Annotated in this window: 18 protein-coding genes; 13 read left to right on the top strand and 5 right to left on the bottom strand. The window is 61.3% G+C overall.

Annotation, left to right across the window (positions count from 1 at the left end):
• The first annotated feature begins 91 nt into the window (after positions 1–91).
• Positions 92–556, top strand: a complete 465-nt coding sequence (locus LOY70_RS06500) for a CopD family protein (protein WP_123342451.1) — start codon at positions 92–94, stop codon at positions 554–556.
• A gap of 134 nt (positions 557–690) precedes the next feature.
• Here LOY70_RS06500 and LOY70_RS06495 read toward each other — a convergent pair whose 3' ends face one another.
• The 4 genes from LOY70_RS06495 to LOY70_RS06480 form a co-directional block, all read right to left on the bottom strand.
• Positions 691–1449, bottom strand: a complete 759-nt coding sequence (locus tag LOY70_RS06495; protein ID WP_265034773.1) for a collagen-like protein — start codon at positions 1447–1449, stop codon at positions 691–693.
• Positions 1442–1714 (bottom strand): DUF1145 domain-containing protein, encoded by a 273-nt coding sequence (locus LOY70_RS06490; RefSeq protein WP_025212203.1) that lies wholly within the window; start codon positions 1712–1714, stop codon positions 1442–1444. The genes LOY70_RS06495 and LOY70_RS06490 overlap by 8 nt, the downstream gene beginning before the upstream one ends.
• Positions 1715–1858: 144 nt before the next feature.
• Entirely contained in the window at positions 1859–2584 is a 726-nt protein-coding gene (locus tag LOY70_RS06485) for an OmpA family protein (protein WP_265034771.1), read from the bottom strand.
• Positions 2585–2674: 90 nt separating this feature from the next.
• Entirely contained in the window at positions 2675–3370 is a 696-nt protein-coding gene (locus tag LOY70_RS06480; RefSeq protein WP_265034770.1) for an OmpA family protein, read from the bottom strand.
• Between the two features lie 193 nt (positions 3371–3563).
• On the opposite strand from LOY70_RS06480, the gene LOY70_RS06475 reads away from it, so the two are divergent.
• The 4 genes from LOY70_RS06475 (at position 3564) to LOY70_RS06460 (ending at position 5321) form a co-directional block, all read left to right on the top strand.
• Positions 3564–4061 carry a DUF6231 family protein gene (locus tag LOY70_RS06475; RefSeq protein ID WP_025212200.1) on the top strand — a complete coding sequence of 166 codons (498 nt, stop codon included), beginning with the start codon at positions 3564–3566 and terminating at the stop codon, positions 4059–4061.
• Positions 4062–4075: 14 nt separating this feature from the next.
• Positions 4076–4552 carry a YchJ family protein gene (locus LOY70_RS06470; protein ID WP_123417277.1) on the top strand — a complete coding sequence of 159 codons (477 nt, stop codon included), beginning with the start codon at positions 4076–4078 and terminating at the stop codon, positions 4550–4552.
• 68 nt (positions 4553–4620) lie between these two features.
• Positions 4621–5106 (top strand): LEA type 2 family protein, encoded by a 486-nt coding sequence (locus LOY70_RS06465; RefSeq protein WP_265034766.1) that lies wholly within the window; start codon positions 4621–4623, stop codon positions 5104–5106.
• Positions 5107–5111: 5 nt separating this feature from the next.
• The gene (locus LOY70_RS06460) at positions 5112–5321 is read left to right on the top strand and encodes an SEC-C metal-binding domain-containing protein (RefSeq protein WP_123417279.1); all 210 of its coding nucleotides are present in this window, start codon (positions 5112–5114) and stop codon (positions 5319–5321) included.
• Positions 5322–5479: 158 nt separating this feature from the next.
• Here the strand turns inward: LOY70_RS06460 and LOY70_RS06455 are convergent, their stop codons facing one another.
• Positions 5480–6037 (bottom strand): cysteine hydrolase family protein, encoded by a 558-nt coding sequence (locus tag LOY70_RS06455; protein WP_265037981.1) that lies wholly within the window; start codon positions 6035–6037, stop codon positions 5480–5482.
• A gap of 199 nt (positions 6038–6236) precedes the next feature.
• On the opposite strand from LOY70_RS06455, the gene LOY70_RS06450 reads away from it, so the two are divergent.
• From LOY70_RS06450 to LOY70_RS06415, 8 genes are all read left to right on the top strand, one after another.
• Positions 6237–8687, top strand: a complete 2451-nt coding sequence (locus tag LOY70_RS06450; protein WP_265034763.1) for a penicillin acylase family protein — start codon at positions 6237–6239, stop codon at positions 8685–8687.
• Positions 8688–8928: 241 nt separating this feature from the next.
• Positions 8929–9960, top strand: a complete 1032-nt coding sequence (locus tag LOY70_RS06445) for a ligase-associated DNA damage response exonuclease (protein WP_265034761.1) — start codon at positions 8929–8931, stop codon at positions 9958–9960.
• Positions 9957–11648, top strand: a complete 1692-nt coding sequence (locus tag LOY70_RS06440; protein ID WP_265034759.1) for an ATP-dependent DNA ligase — start codon at positions 9957–9959, stop codon at positions 11646–11648. Before LOY70_RS06445 ends, LOY70_RS06440 begins: the two co-directional genes overlap by 4 nt.
• Positions 11649–12129: 481 nt before the next feature.
• Positions 12130–13278 (top strand): acyltransferase family protein, encoded by a 1149-nt coding sequence (locus LOY70_RS06435; protein ID WP_265034757.1) that lies wholly within the window; start codon positions 12130–12132, stop codon positions 13276–13278.
• A 329-nt stretch (positions 13279–13607) separates the two neighbouring features.
• On the top strand, positions 13608–14390 hold the full coding sequence (locus tag LOY70_RS06430; RefSeq protein ID WP_265034756.1) for a transporter substrate-binding domain-containing protein: 783 nt from the start codon (positions 13608–13610) through the stop codon (positions 14388–14390).
• 57 nt (positions 14391–14447) lie between these two features.
• Positions 14448–15176, top strand: coding sequence for an ABC transporter permease (locus tag LOY70_RS06425; RefSeq protein WP_060743074.1), 729 nt, complete (start codon positions 14448–14450; stop codon positions 15174–15176).
• On the top strand, positions 15173–15883 hold the full coding sequence (locus LOY70_RS06420) for an ABC transporter permease (RefSeq protein WP_123417283.1): 711 nt from the start codon (positions 15173–15175) through the stop codon (positions 15881–15883). Before LOY70_RS06425 ends, LOY70_RS06420 begins: the two co-directional genes overlap by 4 nt.
• A gap of 26 nt (positions 15884–15909) precedes the next feature.
• Positions 15910–17028: a succinylglutamate desuccinylase/aspartoacylase family protein gene (locus LOY70_RS06415; protein WP_265034752.1), complete on the top strand. Its 1119-nt coding sequence runs from the start codon at positions 15910–15912 to the stop codon at positions 17026–17028.
• Positions 17029–17032: the final 4 nt, after the last annotated feature.

Here is a 17032-nt window from a genome sequence, read left to right as displayed (position 1 = left end):
GGGCGCTAAAAACGCTGGATAAATTTTCAGTGGTTCGGATCGGCGGCTATCATACCCCGCTAATGAATCCTGCGCAGAACGGAGTAACTCAATGACACCCTTTGCCCTCGTCTACACCCTGCATTTACTCGCGGCCCTGGTCTGGGTCGGCGGCATGTTCTTCGCCTGGATGATCCTGCGACCCGCCGCAATGACGGCGCTTGAGGGCCCTGCCCGGCTCAAGTTGTGGGTCGAAGTGTTTCAGCGTTTTTTCGTTTGGGTCTGGGTGGCGGTGGTGCTTTTGCCGATCAGTGGCGTTGGCCTGATTCATCTGCGTTTCGCCGGTTTCGAAACCGCGCCGCGCTATGTGCAGGTGATGATGGGGCTGTACGTGGTAATGACGGCGCTGTTTATCCGCATTCAGGGCTTGCAGTTGCCGTCGTTGCGTACGGCTGTGACGGCACAGGACTGGCCGGCGGGCGCCGCGGTGTTGGGGAAGATTCGCAAACTGGTGGGGATCAATCTGTTGATCGGCTTGCTGGTAGTGGCGATTGGCGCGGCGCGGCCGATGTTCTGAAGAAAATCTTCAGGTATCACACAGAACCTGTGGGAGCGGGCTTGCTCGCGAAAGCGGTGGATCAGTCAACATTGATTAACCTGACACGCCCTCTTCGCGAGCAAGCCCGCTCCCACATTAGGCTCGTCCCACGCTTAGAACCGCTGCACCGTCACCGCGCCCGCCGCTCCAGCCGGTCCTGGCTGGCCATCGGCACCCGGGCGGCCGCTTTTACCGCCATCAGCGGTATAGACCAGGCAACCCTTGGCCTTGCCCCCCGTCCCAGGCTTGCCGCCAGGTCCGGCAGCACCACCGGCACCGCCGTCCACCGCCACCTTGATCTGTTCGGCGGGATACTCGCGAGGCACTTCGAGGCGCACCAGCGCACCGGCGGCCCCCGGTTGCCCATCGCTGCCGTTGCTGCCGTCGGCACCGCGACCGGCCGAACCCCAGGTGCAACCCGGCGCCTGGCCATTGGCACCGTCGAGGCCCACGAAACCCGGGGCACCGGTACCGCCGCGGGCATCCACCGACAACAGCGGTGCATTCAAGGCATTGAACCGCAGGTTGAGATCGCGCCCCGGCCGGGCCGCCTTCGTATAAGTGCCCGGCGCGCCCCGGGAAGTGATCTGGCTGCCGTCGGCCAATTCAGCCTGGGCGACCTTCATTTCCAGCGCCTGCTGCGCAGGCACAATGGCGATCCGCGCCTCGCGCCCCAAGTGCAATTGGCCGATGGACAGCTCAGTGACGTTGGAGGGCACCAGCAACGTGCCGTAATCAGCCACGTCCAGCCGCTCCAGGGTCAGGGTGCTGGTGGTGTTGGGCAGGCGCATCAACGAGTGGCTTTCTACCTGGAGCACTTGAGCCGACGCCCATGGGCACACGAAGGCGATGAGCAGACACAATTTACGCATGGGAAGCCTCTGGCGCGGTCGGGATGGTTTGCAGGTGAAAGAGGCCGAACAACAGTACCCTGAGGCGATCGCGGCCAGGCGAGGGGCGGCCACGAAAGCGGGCCCGGAACAACAAAAGCTCCAGCAAATGGACCGCCAGCAACATCGCTCCAGCGATGTTGACCAGCCCATGCAGCGGATAGACGAACGGCATGATCAGGTTGACCAGTACCACCAGCCAGAACAGCAGGGTCAGCAAGCGCCCCAGCCCCCAAAACACCTTCATACGCCCCCCGATGAGTATTATTCTTTGGGCGCACAGTAACGGCTTGCGCGCAGGATAAGCCAGAGGGAAAGGCAAATTTAATTTACCGTCGACCAGCGACCGCCGAACCGCCCTGGGCGCGATCCGACGGCTCTGGCTCAGGCCTCAACGCTGCAGATGCAGTTCAACCCGACGGTTCTGCGCCCGTCCTTCGTCGGTCTCGTTGTCGGCCACCGGCTCGCTTTCGCCCTTGCCTTCGCTGGTGAGTTTGTCCGGGGCCAGCCCCTGGGTCAGCAAGTACTCCACGACGCTGCTGGCGCGCCGTTCGGACAACCCCTCATTGTAGGCATCGGTCCCGACGCTGTCGGTGTGGCCCACCACTCGGATGCTGGCGATATTGGCCTGGCTCAATTTGCCCATCAGCCCATCGAGCTGGCGACGAGCCTCTGCCGTGAGATCGGACTTGTCGAAATCGAACAGCACCTTGCCGGCGTCATTGAGGGTGATGACTTCGGAGGCCGGTGCTTGAGGTTCGACCGGTGGCGCACTGGCCGGGTACTGCGGCAGCGGGCAACCGTGATGTTCGACGGGGGTATTGGCCGGTGTGTCGGGGCAACGGTCCCGGCGGTCGAACACGCCATCGTCGTCTTCATCGCCATCCTGGGCGTAACAGATCAAGCCGCCGCCCAGCAGCCCCAAGGCGGCGCCGCCAGCAGCCCAGCCGCTGCTTTCAATGGCGCCAAGCCCACCGCCGACCAGTCCGCCGATCAGACTGCAGATTGGCCAGGTGCGTTGATTGAGAGGGGCGCTGCCATCGCTGTGAGTGGCGCAACCGGACAACAGACTGCCCGCCAGCAATACCGGTAAGGCGGTCTTTATTAGAACATTCATGGTGAAGGCTCCTGTGTCACCGGCCCATACCGGTCACACAGGAGTAAAGACCCGCATCCGCGACTGTACAAGCCGCGGATGACAAGGGTTTCAGCGGTTTATCTTGATTTCCGTGCGGCGGTTCATCGCGCGGCCATCGGCGGTTTTGTTGTCGGCCACCGGCTGGCTCTCACCAGCACCGGACACCGAGACGAAACTGGCACGAGGCACGCCGTTTTCAACCAGGTATTGCACCACCGAATTGGCCCGTTTCTCGGACAACCGTTGATTATAGGCATCGCTGCCAACGCTGTCGGTGTGGCCAGTAACCCGCAACTGCGCGGTGGATGCTTCTTGCTTGAGCCGGGTCGCAACGGTACTCAGGACCTCCTTGTCGCCCGGGGTCAGCGTGGCTTTGTTGAACTCAAAGTGCACGTCACGGATCACGATGGTTTCTTCCTTGACCACCACGACTTCTTCAACCACCGGCGCCGGAACGGGCGGCGGGCAGCCGTCAGCATCGACCTGCACGCCCTTCGGTGTGCCCGGGCACTTGTCGCGGCTGTCCGGCACGCCATCGCCGTCTTCGTCGCCATCGCCGTGCACCCAGCAATAGGCCGCCGCCATGGTGCCGACGAACAGCGCTCCGCCGCCAGCCCAGGAGGTACTTTCGGTGGCGCCCAAACCCGCGCCGATTACGCCGCCGACGGCCGCACAGGTCGGCCAGTCGGTTTTCTGCAAACCTGCGCAACCAGTCAACACACCGGTTAGCAGAACCAGGGGTAACGCTGTCCGAACTATGCTCATCGGGTTTTCTCCTTGAGGGATCGGCGTGTGCGCCGATCCAGGGGAGTAAAGACCCGAGTTAGGATCTGCGCCAGCATCACGCTAGCGCCGGTTTCGCCCAGTGTTTACGGCACTTCGACAGGTTCAGGCGCAAACCGCTCTAGGCCGAGATGTCCGCGCAGGCTATCGTGATGATTCTGACTGAGGAACTTCGATGACCGTTGCCATTTCTTCGCGCACGCCCCAGCAAGCCCTGGCCGCCGTGCTTGATCGCTACGCCCCGCAAAAACTGTTGTTGATCGGAGCCAGCAGTTTCCCCGCACTCGAGGCGTTCCGGCAGGCGCATCCCGACACCGAAGTGGTCCATGCCGGCCCCGGCTCGCTGCCGGCGGACGTGGCGGCGCAGCGTTTCGACCTGGCCCTGGCACTCGATTGCCTGGAGCATTTGCCCAAGCGCGACGGTCTGAACCTGTTGGGTGGCATCCGCAATCTCAACGCCAGCCGCATCGCCGTGCTCGCCGACCTCAACGCCTGCGGCTGGCAAGAAACCGACTTTTTCTCCCTGGCCCTGCAAGCCAGTGAGCGATTCCAGCGCGAGGAGCAGGTGCTGACCCTGTTTACCTACGATCTGCTTGAATACAAACAGGTCCCCGACTGGCTCAACTCACGCTTTTGGGCCAACCCGGAAAACTTTGGAAAATACTGGTGGTAGCCGTGAACACAAGCATGCACACACCCATTTGCCCCTGCGGCAGTGGCAACCCATTGGACACCTGCTGCGGCCATTACCACGACGGACACCCGCCGCCCTGCGCCGAAGCCTTGATGCGCTCGCGCTATAGCGCCTATGTGCTGGGGCTGGTGGATTACCTGGTGGCCACCACCCTCCCGGCCCAACAGCAAGGCCTCGATCGCCAGTCCATCAGCGAGTGGAGCGCCAACAGCACCTGGCTGGGGCTGGAGGTGGAAAGCAGCGAGGTGTTCGGCGGCCAACCGGAACACGCCTTTGTCACGTTCACGGCGCGCTGGCATGACGGCCAGGGAGAGCATAGCCACCGCGAGCAGTCATCCTTCGTGCAGAATAACGGGCGTTGGTACTTCATCGACCCAACCGTGCCGGTCAAGATCGGACGCAACGACAGCTGCCCATGCGGCAGTGGACATAAATTCAAGAAGTGCTGTGCAGGCTACTTCACACGTTGATATCGGAATCGTCCGACGCTCGCCCGCCCACCAGCGGGCTAGACTGGGAATAGACCAGAGGCACGGACATGACTCACTCATCACGCTGGCTACGCCTCACTTGCCTGCTGCTGTTCGTCGGGCTTGGCGGCTGTGCGTCCTGGCAACGTGACGAAGCCCCTGAACCGCAGGTGCACCTGGTCAAGGTCGAGGTGGTGCGGGCCCGGTTGCTGGAACAGAAGTTCATGCTGCACTTTCGCGTCGACAACCCCGGCGACAGCGACCTCACCGTGCGCGGCCTGACCTACCGCATCCACTTGGGTGATCTGCTACTGACCGAGGGTGAGCATGAACACTGGTTCACCGTGGGTCCTCAACGCAGCGGCTACTTCAAGGTGCCGATCCGTACCAATCTGTGGCCACAAGTGCGGGACGTGGTGAAACTGCTCGAGAAACCCCGCCAGCAGATCCCCTATCGTCTGGAAGGTGAGCTGGAAACCGGATTATTCCTCGCTCACTACGTGCACCTGGAGCGCAATGGCGTGATAATCGCCGCCGATTTTATTGCGGAGTAACCCCGATGACCCAACAACCCCATGTTCACGGCCCTGATTGCAATCACGATCATGACCATCAACACAATCACGATCACGAGCACGGCCATGTCCACGGTCCGAACTGCGGCCACGCCCACCAGGAACCGGTGCGCAACGCCCTGAAGGATGTCGGTCGCAACGACCCTTGCCCTTGTGGCAATGGCAAGAAATTCAAGAAGTGTCACGGGGCTTGAGGGGCCAGGCGAAAATTTTCTTCGCCTGCTAGACCTTCATCGCGAGCAAGTTAGCTCCCACAGGGAAATGGCGGTGAGGCGATGTCCAGTGATCGCCGCAGACCCCATGTGGGAGCGAGCTTGCTCGCGATGAGGCCGGCGCTGTCAATACCTACCTATCAGCCCGCCTGCAGAATCCGCTTCACACTGGCCACGGTCGCATACTCGCCCTGCAAATTGCCCAGCGACATGGCATGCACCTCGCTGGCCGTACGGGCATTGCCGAAATAATCGGCCTTGTCGAAGGTAAAACAGGCGTCCTCGGCCACCCAGGTGTCGAATCCCAGGTTGCCGGCCGTACGCGCCGTGGACTCCACCGAGTTGTTCGTCGCCACGCCGACGATCACCAATTGCTCGATCCCGGCCTTGCGCAGATCCGCCTCCAGAGCGGTGCCGCTGAACGCGTCCGGCACCTGTTTCTGAATCAGGCCTTCCCCGGCCATCGGCTCGAACCGTTGCTGAACCTCCACGCCCGACTGCCCCGGCCAGAACACCGAGTCCGGAGAGCGGGACAAATGATGGACATGAATCACCGGCCGCACCGAATGCCTCCAGAACGCCAGCAATTCCAGCATGCGCAGCTCCGCCTCGGGATTGTTGCGAGGGCCGAGCCTGGGATGCAGGATGCCTTTCTGTTGATCGATGAGGATCAGTGCCGCGTTTTTCTGTAGCTCCACGCCAGTTTTTCCATTGCTCGTCATTGGATTTTCCGTACTTGAGCATTACTGTTTCCTACAGGCAAGCCTTATCCGGAACCGTGGCCCCGGGCTTTCATCGCCAAATCAACAAATAACCCTCGCCCCCGCTTGCGCGGCCCCCTCCTGCTCACTAACGTAGCGCCTTTATTGGTGCCCCCCCTCCCGCAGGAGCTTTGCCATGGCCTCGCCAGCCTCTATTTCTTTCATCCCCCGGCTCGGCGTTGCCGCCGCGGTGGCCAGTGTGCTCGGTTTGAGCGGTTGCCAGGCCTGGAACACGCAGGACACCGTAGCGCCCACTTCCGGCGTGCAGCCCCTCAAGGGGCTGGCGCAGAACGTCTCGGTTCGGCGCAATGCCATGGGCATGCCGCTGATCGAAAGCAACAGCTTCCACGACGCCCTGTTCACCCTCGGCTACGTCCACGCCAGCGATCGCCTCACCCAGATGGTGACCCTGCGCCTGCTGGCCCAGGGGCGGTTGGCGGAAATGTCCGGGGCCGAGCGGCTGGATGTCGACCGCTACATGCGCGCCATCAACCTGAAGAAAAACGCCGATGAGCTGTACAAAGCGTCTTCGCCCCGGCTCAAACGCTTCTTCGAAGTCTATGCCCGCGGCGTCAACGCGTACCTGTTCCGCTACCGCGACAAACTGCCATCGGACCTGGCCGCCACCGGCTACAAACCCGAGTACTGGAAGCCGGAAGACTCGGCGCTGATGTTCTGCCTGCTGAATTTCAGCCAGTCGGCCAACCTGCCGGAAGAAATCGCCAACCTGGTGCTGGCCCAGACCGTCACCCCTGACAAACTCGCCTGGCTGAGCCCGTCCTACCCGGACGAGCAACTGCCGATGGCCGAGGCCGATAAATTCCAGGGTATCCGACTCAACGGCCAAGTCCCGGGCCTGGACGAAATCAGCAAGGCCACCGGCCAGTTGGCCGGGCTGAATCTGTTGAATGTGACGTCTTCGAGCAACTGGGCCATCGCGCCGCAACGCAGCCGCGGCGGCAAGAGCCTGTTGGCCAGCGACAGCCATGGGCCATTGGGCACGTCGTCACTGTGGGTGCCGGTGCAGATCCGTGCGCCAAAGTACCAGGCGGCCGGGGTTTCCGTGGCGGGCATTCCCATGATTCTGGCGGGCTTCAACGGCAAAGTGGCCTGGAGCATGACCAGCGTACTGGGAGACAACCAGGATCTATTCCTGGAAAAAATCCGACGCCAGGGCAATGGCCTGTCCTACGAGGTCAACGGCAAATGGCAGCCGGTGATGGTGCGTAACGAAACCTACTTCATCAAAGGTCAGCGACCGATTCGCGAGGCCGTATTTGAAACCCGCCACGGCCCGCTCCTCAACAGCGCCCAGGGCCCGGCCATGGCCAACGGCTTCGGCCTGGCCTTGCAGACCCCGAGCTTCACCGACGACAAGACCCTCGACGCGCTCTTCGACCTGTCCCGGGCGCAGAACGTCGAGAAAGCCTCCGATGCCAGCCGGGAAATCCGCGCCATGGCGGTGAACATGGTATTCGCCGACGCCGGCAACATCGGCTGGCAAGTCACTGGCCGCTATCCGAACCGCCGCGAAGGCGAAGGCCTGTTGCCGTCGCCGGGTTGGGACGGTCGCTACGATTGGGACGGTTACGCCGACCCGATGCTGCATCCGTACGACCAGGACCCCGCCCAAGGCTGGCTCGGCACCGCCAACCAGCGGGTCATTCCCCACGGATACGGGATGCAGTTGTCCAATTCCTGGGCCGCGCCGGAACGTGGCGAGCGCATGGCCGAACTGGCCGGCGGGGGCAAGCACGACACCCGCAGCCTGACCGCCATACAGTACGACCAGACCACCACGTTCGCGGCCAAGCTCAAGAAAGTCTTCGAAGCACCAGGCATGACCCAGCCGCTCAAGCAAGCGATCGAAGCGCTGCCGGTGGCTGACCGGGCCAAGGCCCGCGAGGCTTACACCCGCTTGATGGCGTTCGATGGCCGGCTCAGTCCGACTTCCGCCGACGCAGCGATTTATGAGCTGTTCCTGCAAGAAAGCATGAAGCAGATTTTCCTCGACGAGTTGGGCCCGGACAGCAGCCCGGCGTGGAAAGCCCTGGTTGCCAACGGTCAATTGTCTTACTCGGCCCAAGCCGATCATCTGCTGGGTCGCGAGGACAGCCCGTTCTGGGACGATGTGCGCACACCGCAGAAAGAAGACAAGGCGGTCATCCTCGCCCGCAGCCTGGCAGCGGCCATCAGCGCTGGTGACAGCCAGTTGGGCGGCGATCACAAGGCCTGGCAGTGGGGCACGTTGCATCACTACGCCTGGAAAAACAGCAGTGGCCAGACAGTGCGCGGCCCGGTACCGGCCGGTGGCGACGCCACCACGCTCAACACCGCGGCGTTCGCCTGGGGCCAGGATTTCAACACCACCCTGGCGCCGGCGATGCGCTTTATCGTCGACTTCGGCCAGCCTGAGCCATTGATGATGCAGGGAGGCACCGGCCAGTCCGATAACCCGGCCAGCCCGAACTACGTCAATGGCCTCGACCCGTGGATCAAAGGGCAGTATCAGAACCTGCCCCTGCAACCGCAGAACTTCGATCGGGCGTATGGCAAGACGCGGTTGACCCTGGTGCCCGGCAAATAGACTGCCCCCTGTGGTGAGGGGATTTATCCCCGTTGGACTGCGAAGCAGTCCCAAAGCAGCCAACTCAATTTGCCTGACACACTGAGTTGCCTGGTTTCAGGGCTGCTTCGCAGCCCAACGGGGATAAATCCCCTCGCCACATTTGCCCATCCAGCCACCTGATCCTGCGCCTTCAAAACCTGATAGAACTTCTCTCCCCGCCTGCGCCTCTACCTGACAAGCCCATCGCCCCGGTGAATGCATGGATCTTGTCATTGCCCGCCCCGAAGGCCTGTACTGTCCGCCCGGAGATTTCTACATCGACCCGTGGCGTCCGGTTGAACGCTCGGTCATCACCCACGCCCACGGTGACCATGCCCGTGGCGGCAACCAACACTACCTGGCAGCGGCACCCGGCGAAGGCATCCTGCGTTCGCGGCTCGGCCAGGACATCAACCTGCAAACCCTGTCCTATGGTGAACGCCTGCTGCATCACGGCGTTATCTTGAGTTTTCATCCCGCCGGCCACGTGCTGGGCTCGGCCCAGGTGCGGCTGGAATATCAAGGTGAGGTCTGGGTGGCGTCAGGGGATTACAAAGTCGAGCCCGACGGCACGTGTACACCGTTCGAGCCGGTGAGATGCCATACCTTCATCACCGAATCCACCTTCGGCCTGCCGATCTATCGGTGGCAGCCACAGGCACAGGTCTTCGACGAAATAAACCAATGGTGGAGCGGCAACATCGCTGCGGGCCGGGCGAGCGTGCTGTTCTGTTATTCCTTCGGCAAGGCCCAGCGGATTCTCCACGGCATCGACGAAACCCTTGGCCCCATCCTCGCCCACGGCGCGGTGGAACCGCTGAACCGGGTCTACCGCGAGGCCGGGGTTCATCTGCCACCGACAATCTATGCCGGCGACGTGAAAAAGAACGACCCGATCATGAGCCGGGCGCTGGTGATCGCCCCGCCCTCTGCCGGTGGCAGCAGTTGGATGCGCCGTTTCGGCGACTACAGCGATGCCTTCGCCAGCGGCTGGATGCGCCTGCGCGGTACCCGACGGCGGCGCGGAGTGGACCGGGGGTTCGTGCTGTCCGACCACGCTGACTGGCCCGGGCTGCTCTGGGCCATCGAACAGACCGGCGCCGAGCGGGTCATGGTCACCCACGGTTCGGTGGGCGTGCTGGTGCGCCATTTGCGCGAACTAGGCCTCGACGCCCAGGGCTTCGTCACCGAATACGGCGATGATGAAGAAGACGTCGCCGCGGCCGCCGACACCGGCGAGGACGCGTCATGAAGGCCTTCGCCGAGTTGTACGCCGAACTGGACGCCACCACGTCCAGCAATGCCAAGTTGGCCGCCATGCAGGGCTATTTCACCCAGGCCCCGCCCCAGGACGCGGCGTGGGCGGTGTACTTCCTCTCCGGTGGCCGCCCACGGCAACTGGTACCGGTAAAAATCCTGCGGGAGCTGGCGGTGCAGGTGTCCGGATTGTCATTGTGGCTGTTCGAAGAAAGTTATCAGGCCGTGGGCGACCTGGCCGAAACCATCTCGCTGGTGTTGCCGGAGTCGCCCCATAGCTCCGACGAGGGGCTGGCGTTGTGGATCGAGGAGAAACTGCTGCCCCTGCGCGGTGAGTCACCCGAGGTGTTGGCACAGCGGTTACCGGCGTTGTGGGCGCAACTCGACCGGCCAAGCCTGATGCTCTGCATCAAGCTCATCACCGGCAGCTTCCGGGTCGGCGTGTCCAAACTGCTGGTAACCCGGGCCTTGGCGGGCATGGTCGGGCTTGACAGCAAACGGGTGGCCCAGCGCCTGGTGGGTTACACCGACCTGTCCCATCGTCCGACGGCGGCCGGTTACCTCAAGCTGATCGCCGCCGAATCCGACGACGAACATGCCCAACGCGGCGGTCAGCCCTACCCGTTCTTCCTGGCCCACGCTTTATCGCAACCGCTGGAGCAATTTGACACGTTGCTGGGCCCGGCCAGTGACTGGCTGGTGGAATGGAAGTGGGACGGCATTCGTGCTCAGGTGGTCAAGCGCGAGGGGCATTTGTGGGTCTGGTCGCGGGGCGAGGAGCTGGTGACCGAGCGCTTCCCCGAACTGCATGTCCTGGCGCAGGCGCTGCCAGACGGCACGGTGATCGACGGGGAAATCGTGGTGTGGAAAACCTCGCAACCGGTGACCGAGGACGCCTTCGATCCGGATACGCCGTTGCAACCGGCGGTCCAGCCTTTCGCCCTGTTGCAGCAGCGCATCGGCCGCAAGACCCTGGGCAAGAAAATCCTCGAAGACGCGCCCGTGGTGGTAATGGCCTACGACCTGCTGGAATGGCAAGGCGAAGACTGGCGCAGTCGTCCGCAAACCGAGCGCCGCCAACAACTGGAGGCATTGATTATCCGTAGCCACAGCCCGGTGCTGCTGTCGTCGCCGATTGTCACCGGGGATAATTGGTCCGACCTCGCCCGGCAGCGCGAGGCCTCACGCAGCCTGGGTGTCGAGGGCATGATGCTCAAGGCCCGCGATGCGCTGTACGGCGTCGGGCGGACCAAGGACATGGGCGTGTGGTGGAAATGGAAGATCGACCCCTTCAGCGTCGACGCGGTGCTGATCTACGCCCAACGCGGCCATGGCCGGCGCGCCAGCCTCTACAGCGACTACACCTTCGCTGTGTGGGACAACCCACCGGGCAGTCGCGAACGCACCCTGGTGCCATTCGCCAAGGCCTATTCAGGCCTGACCGATGAAGAAATGCGCCAGGTCGACAGCATCGTACGCAAGACCACTGTGGAAAAATTCGGCCCGGTGAGCAGTGTCGCCCCCACCCTCGTTTTCGAGCTGGGTTTCGAGGGCATCGCCTTGTCCAAGCGCCACAAGAGCGGGATCGCCGTGCGGTTTCCACGGATGTTGCGCTGGCGCCGGGATAAAAGCGTCGATGAAGCCGACACGTTGGCAACGCTGCAGGATCTGTTGAAATGTTGACCGCCCTCCTCCGGCCAGCGTCAGCTTCGGCCGGCGTCAGGACGCTCTCCACGTCAAGGCGAAAATGCTTTCAGCCGGTACTTCAACAATTGAGCAAGTCGCGCAAACCATCCCGGCCTGAGTTGAATTAAAGATAGGCAATCAAGTTCTTATTCATGCGTTTCTAAAAAACTATTGATACCCCGCGCACTGGCAGTTTTTCTGACGCCGTAATTGCGTCATCCGAGCATTCATCACGACAAGAAAAAACCGACTTGCTCTTTTAAAGCGCACTGCTAACGTGACATCAGATGCGTCATTTTATTTAAGTATCTCCAATCGTCCAGATCCTGCGCGGGCCCATTATGCAACCCTGAAAGGGATGCAATCATTCGGGAAGTGGCAGCCCCCTCTCAGGGTGAAGCCGAGCGGGACCGCCCCAATGGCGTGTTGATCGGAGCGACATTCAGAACGTGTCACCCACACGAGTAGGGAGCCTGCCATGCGCGCAGAGAAGCGGTTCCAGTCGCTGGACAGTTTCAGGGGGTTGATGGCCATTTCAGTGATGCTCTATCACTTACGCGTCAGCGGCAGCTTTACCGAATGGTTGTTATTTCGCCATGCCGAAGTATTTGTATCTTTCTTTTTTGTATTGAGTGGTTTTGTATTGACGCATGCTTATGGCAGCTCGGTGCAGTTTAATTTTCGAAAGTTCTTCATCACACGAACCTTCCGCTTGCTCCCCCTGCACCTCTTTATGTTAATTATTTTTATACTGCTGGAATGCGGGAGATACTTGGCTGCCCAAAAAGGCATGGACTTCAATAACTCACCTTTTACCGGGAAGTTTGCCCCTTCTGAAATCCTGCCGAATGCACTGCTGTTGCAATCCTGGACACATATGACTAACCCACTGTCGTTCAACTATCCGTCTTGGAGCATCAGTATCGAGTATTACACCTACATGATCTTCGCCCTGATCCTGGGTATCGCTTTCGGCGTCAGGACGTGGGTATGGGTGACGGTGGTATTCGTAGCCCTGGCGTTGATGTATGCAGGCAATGCTTTCTTTACCATCGAGTCGCTGCGGGGCCTCGCCTACTTTTTCACCGGCTGTCTGGCTTACGCCGTGTATCTGAAGCTCCCCCACCCCGCCCAGGCCCAAACCTGGTGGCTGACAACGCTTGAAGTGGTGGCAGTGGTAGTGGCGCTGGTTTTCGTGATCAACGATTTTGCAGCGAAGCAGTTGTGGGCCAGCCCGTTGTTCGGTGCCATCGTGGTGATATTCGCCTTTGATCGCGGCGCTGTGTCACGGCTGTTGGCGGGGCGTGGCTTCGGTTTTCTCGGCAAATTGTCTTATTCCATCTACCTGACCCACGCCGCCGTTCTGTTTTGCGTAGTGTCGGCATTCATGGTGGCGAAAAAAATCTCAGGCGTTGACATTGCACCGATGATCGACGGGACTCGTTACCTGGACCTCGGTAATGTGCCGCTTAATAACCTCATCGCTTTACTGATAGCGGGATCGGTCGTCCTGGTGTCGATGTTCACCTACCGATATGTCGAAATGACCGGGCAATCCCTTGGTCGAATGCTTAGTAGCACCTCCGCGCACAGCAGCCCGGCATTGAGACCTGATACTGAGGTTTGAAAAAACGCGGTTAAGCCCTTCAGGTCACTACGGCTTTCCTGGGAAGGGCCTGTTCCAGCGCGGTCGGCACACCGATGCTTTGAGCAGCGGCCATCCCCCCACCACTTGAGCGCCAGAACGCAGAGTCGGCGCCATCTTGGTGCACCTTTTGAAGCCTGCTCATCCCCGCGCACCATCATGCCCCGCCGGCAGTCACCAAAGTTTTTAAAACACTTGTTCGGCACTCTGGTTCGGAAATTGCTACCTTTATGCCGTCATACCGTTCTCGCCTTCACCGGTAACAATACTTACGCGCCACAAGCGCTCATATTGGTTTTAGGGATTGAATAATGAAAAAAGCACTGCTGACCCTTTCTGCACTGGCGTTGTGCATGGCCGCTGGCGTCGCCACGGCCAAGGAATACAAGGAATTGCGTTTTGGTGTCGACCCGTCCTACGCCCCGTTTGAATCCAAGGCCGCCGACGGCAGCCTGGTCGGTTTCGACATCGACCTGGGCAATGCGATCTGCGCGGAGCTGAAGGTCAAATGCAAATGGGTCGAAAGTGATTTCGACGGCATGATCCCGGGCCTCAAGGCCAATAAGTTCGACGGTGTGATCTCGTCGATGACCGTGACTCCGGCCCGCGAGAAAGTCATCGACTTCTCCAGCGAGCTGTTCTCCGGCCCGACGGCGTACGTATTCAAGAAAGGCTCGGGCCTGAACGAAGATCCCGCTTCGCTCAAAGGCAAAACCGTCGGCTACGAGCAAGGCACCATCCAGGAAGCCTACGCCAAAGCCGTGCTGGACAAGGCTGGCGTCAAGACCCAGGCCTACCAGAACCAGGACCAGGTCTATGCCGACCTGACCTCCGGCCGCCTCGATGCCGCCATCCAGGACATGCTGCAAGCCGAGCTGGGCTTCCTGAAATCGCCGAAAGGCGAAGGCTATGAAGTCAGCAAGCCTGTGGACAGTGAACTGCTGCCGGCCAAGACCGCCATCGGTATCAAGAAAGGTAACAACGAGCTGAAGGCACTATTGGATAAAGGTATCAAAGCGTTACACGATGACGGCAAGTACGCCGAAATCCAGAAAAAACACTTTGGCGATCTGAATCTGTACAGCGGCAAATAATGCGCTGCGCCCATCCGGTCTCGGATGGGCGCTTTCTTCCTGCCAAAGGCCTCTTTCATGTTCGAACAACTCCTACAAAATCTGGGGCTCTCTGCCTTCAGCCTGCAGGGCTTTGGCCCGCTGCTGATGCAAGGCACCTGGATGACCATCAAGCTGTCGGCCCTGTCCTTGTTGTTGAGCGTCTTGCTCGGCCTGCTGGGTGCCAGCGCCAAGCTGTCCCGCGTCAAACTGCTGCGAATCCCTGCCCAGCTCTACACCACGCTGATCCGCGGAGTGCCGGACCTGGTGCTGATGCTGCTGATCTTCTACAGCCTGCAAACCTGGCTGACGTCTTTTACCGACTTCATGGAATGGGAATACATCGAGATCGACCCATTCGGCGCCGGGGTGATTACCCTGGGCTTCATCTATGGCGCGTACTTCACCGAAACCTTTCGCGGCGCGATCCTCGCGGTGCCCCGGGGCCAGGTCGAAGCCGCCACCGCGTATGGCCTCAAACGTGGCCAGCGCTTTCGCTTCGTAGTGTTCCCGCAAATGATGCGCTTTGCCCTGCCGGGTATCGGCAACAACTGGATGGTCATGCTCAAGGCCACGGCGCTGGTGTCGATCATCGGCCTGGCCGACTTGGTCAAGGCCGCCCAGGACGCGGGCAAGAGTACCTATCAGCTGTTTTACTTCCTGGTGCTGGCGGCGCTGATTTATCTGCTGATCACCAGCGCGTCCAATTTCATCCTGCGCTGGCTTGAACGTCGCTACGCCGCCGGAGCCCGGGAGGCCGTGCGATGATCGAACTCCTGCAAGAATACTGGCGGCCGTTCCTGTACAGCGACGGCGTCAACGTCACCGGCCTGGCAATGACCCTGTGGCTGCTCAGCGCCTCGCTGCTGATCGGTTTCCTGGTGTCGATCCCGCTGTCCATCGCCCGGGTTTCACCCAGGATCTACGTGCGTTGGCCGGTGCAGTTCTACACCTACCTGTTCCGTGGCACGCCGCTCTATATCCAGTTGCTGATCTGCTACACCGGCATCTACAGCATCGCGGCGGTGCGCGCCCAGCCACTGCTCGACAGTTTCTTTCGCGATGCGATGAACTGCACGATCCTGGCCTTCGCCTTGAACACCTGCGCCTACACCACGGAAATTTTCGCCGGGGCGATTCGCAGCATGAACCATGGCGAAGTCGAAGCGGCCAAGGCCTACGGCCTGACCGGCTGGAAGCTCTACGCCTATGTGATCATGCCCTCGGCGCTACGACGCTCGCTGCCGTATTACAGCAACGAGGTGATTTTGATGCTGCACTCGACGACCGTGGCGTTCACCGCTACCGTTCCTGACGTGCTAAAAGTCGCCCGGGACGCTAACTCGGCCACGTTCCTGACCTTCCAGTCGTTCGGGATCGCCGCGCTGATCTACCTGACCGTCACCTTTGCACTGGTGGGCCTCTTCCGCCTCGCCGAACGCCGCTGGCTGGCCTTTCTCGGGCCGACTCACTAGGGCTTCCGTTCCAGGACACACAAGCAATGCGCCACCAGATTCATGACCTGCTGGCCCCGCTGCCGGGGACCGCACGCAAGATCCACAGTTTCCACTTCGGCCCGGAAAAAGCCGTCGGCAAAATCTATATCCAGTCATCCCTGCACGCCGATGAGCTGCCCGGCATGCTGGTGGCCTGGCACCTCAAGCAACGCCTGGCCGAACTCGAGGCGTCCGGGCATCTGCGGCACGAGATCGTGCTGGTGCCTGTCGCCAACCCCATCGGCCTTGAACAAGTGCTGATGGATGTGCCCCTGGGGCGCTATGAAATGGAGAGCGGACAGAACTTCAACCGTCGGTTCGTCGACCTGAGCGAAGAAATCGGCAACGAAATCGAAGATCTGCTCACCGACGATCCGCAGCACAACCTGATGCTGATCCGCACCAGCCTGCGCGATGCCCTTTCCCGACAAACCGCCAGCACGCAGCTGCAATCTCAGCGCCTGGTCCTGCAACGGCTGGCCTGCGACGCCGACATGGTGCTGGACCTGCACTGCGACTTCGAAGCCGTGGCCCACCTCTACACCACACCGGAAGCCTGGCCGCAGGTCGAGCCCTTGGCGCGCTACATCGGTGCCGAGGCCAGTTTGCTCGCCACCGATTCGGGGGGCCAATCGTTCGATGAGTGCTTCACGCTGCTCTGGTGGCAGCTCAAGGAACGCTTCGGCGAGCGCTTCGAGATTCCCTTGGGCAGCTTTTCGGTCACCGTTGAATTGCGCGGCCAGGGCGACGTCAACCATGGCCTGGCAAGCCTCGACTGCCAGGCCCTGATCGAATACCTGATCCGCTTCGGCGCCATCGACGGCGAACCGATGCCCTTGCCCGACCTGCCCTACCCGGCCACGCCGCTGGCCGGCGTGGAACCGGTCGCCACCCCGGTGGGTGGGCTGCTGGTCTACAGCGCCCTGCCCGGCGAATACCTGGAGGCCGGGCAACAGGTGGCAGAGATCATCGACCCGGTCAACGACACCGTCACGCCCGTTCATTGCCGCAACGCCGGCCTGCTATACGCCCGTTCGCTGCGCCGCATGGCCACGGCCGGCATGGTGATCGCCCATGTCGCCGGCACCGAAGCCTACCGCAGCGGCTACCTACTTTCGCCTTGAGGAT

Source organism: Pseudomonas sp. B21-054, from assembly GCF_026016345.1.
Lineage (GTDB): Bacteria > Pseudomonadota > Gammaproteobacteria > Pseudomonadales > Pseudomonadaceae > Aquipseudomonas.
This window is presented reverse-complemented; position numbering and strand designations above follow the sequence as displayed.

Excerpts from the sequence above, each read along its gene's own strand:
- LOY70_RS06500 (WP_123342451.1), top strand. The coding sequence starts at position 92 with ATGACACCCTTTGCCCTCGTCTACACCCTGCATTTACTCGCGGCCCTG.
- LOY70_RS06495 (WP_265034773.1), bottom strand. The coding sequence starts at position 1,449 with ATGCGTAAATTGTGTCTGCTCATCGCCTTCGTGTGCCCATGGGCGTCG.
- LOY70_RS06490 (WP_025212203.1), bottom strand. The coding sequence starts at position 1,714 with ATGAAGGTGTTTTGGGGGCTGGGGCGCTTGCTGACCCTGCTGTTCTGG.
- LOY70_RS06485 (WP_265034771.1), bottom strand. The coding sequence starts at position 2,584 with ATGAATGTTCTAATAAAGACCGCCTTACCGGTATTGCTGGCGGGCAGT.
- LOY70_RS06480 (WP_265034770.1), bottom strand. The coding sequence starts at position 3,370 with ATGAGCATAGTTCGGACAGCGTTACCCCTGGTTCTGCTAACCGGTGTG.
- LOY70_RS06475 (WP_025212200.1), top strand. The coding sequence starts at position 3,564 with ATGACCGTTGCCATTTCTTCGCGCACGCCCCAGCAAGCCCTGGCCGCC.
- LOY70_RS06470 (WP_123417277.1), top strand. The coding sequence starts at position 4,076 with ATGCACACACCCATTTGCCCCTGCGGCAGTGGCAACCCATTGGACACC.
- LOY70_RS06465 (WP_265034766.1), top strand. The coding sequence starts at position 4,621 with ATGACTCACTCATCACGCTGGCTACGCCTCACTTGCCTGCTGCTGTTC.
- LOY70_RS06460 (WP_123417279.1), top strand. The coding sequence starts at position 5,112 with ATGACCCAACAACCCCATGTTCACGGCCCTGATTGCAATCACGATCAT.
- LOY70_RS06450 (WP_265034763.1), top strand. The coding sequence starts at position 6,237 with ATGGCCTCGCCAGCCTCTATTTCTTTCATCCCCCGGCTCGGCGTTGCC.
- LOY70_RS06445 (WP_265034761.1), top strand. The coding sequence starts at position 8,929 with ATGGATCTTGTCATTGCCCGCCCCGAAGGCCTGTACTGTCCGCCCGGA.
- LOY70_RS06440 (WP_265034759.1), top strand. The coding sequence starts at position 9,957 with ATGAAGGCCTTCGCCGAGTTGTACGCCGAACTGGACGCCACCACGTCC.
- LOY70_RS06435 (WP_265034757.1), top strand. The coding sequence starts at position 12,130 with ATGCGCGCAGAGAAGCGGTTCCAGTCGCTGGACAGTTTCAGGGGGTTG.
- LOY70_RS06430 (WP_265034756.1), top strand. The coding sequence starts at position 13,608 with ATGAAAAAAGCACTGCTGACCCTTTCTGCACTGGCGTTGTGCATGGCC.
- LOY70_RS06425 (WP_060743074.1), top strand. The coding sequence starts at position 14,448 with ATGTTCGAACAACTCCTACAAAATCTGGGGCTCTCTGCCTTCAGCCTG.
- LOY70_RS06420 (WP_123417283.1), top strand. The coding sequence starts at position 15,173 with ATGATCGAACTCCTGCAAGAATACTGGCGGCCGTTCCTGTACAGCGAC.
- LOY70_RS06415 (WP_265034752.1), top strand. The coding sequence starts at position 15,910 with ATGCGCCACCAGATTCATGACCTGCTGGCCCCGCTGCCGGGGACCGCA.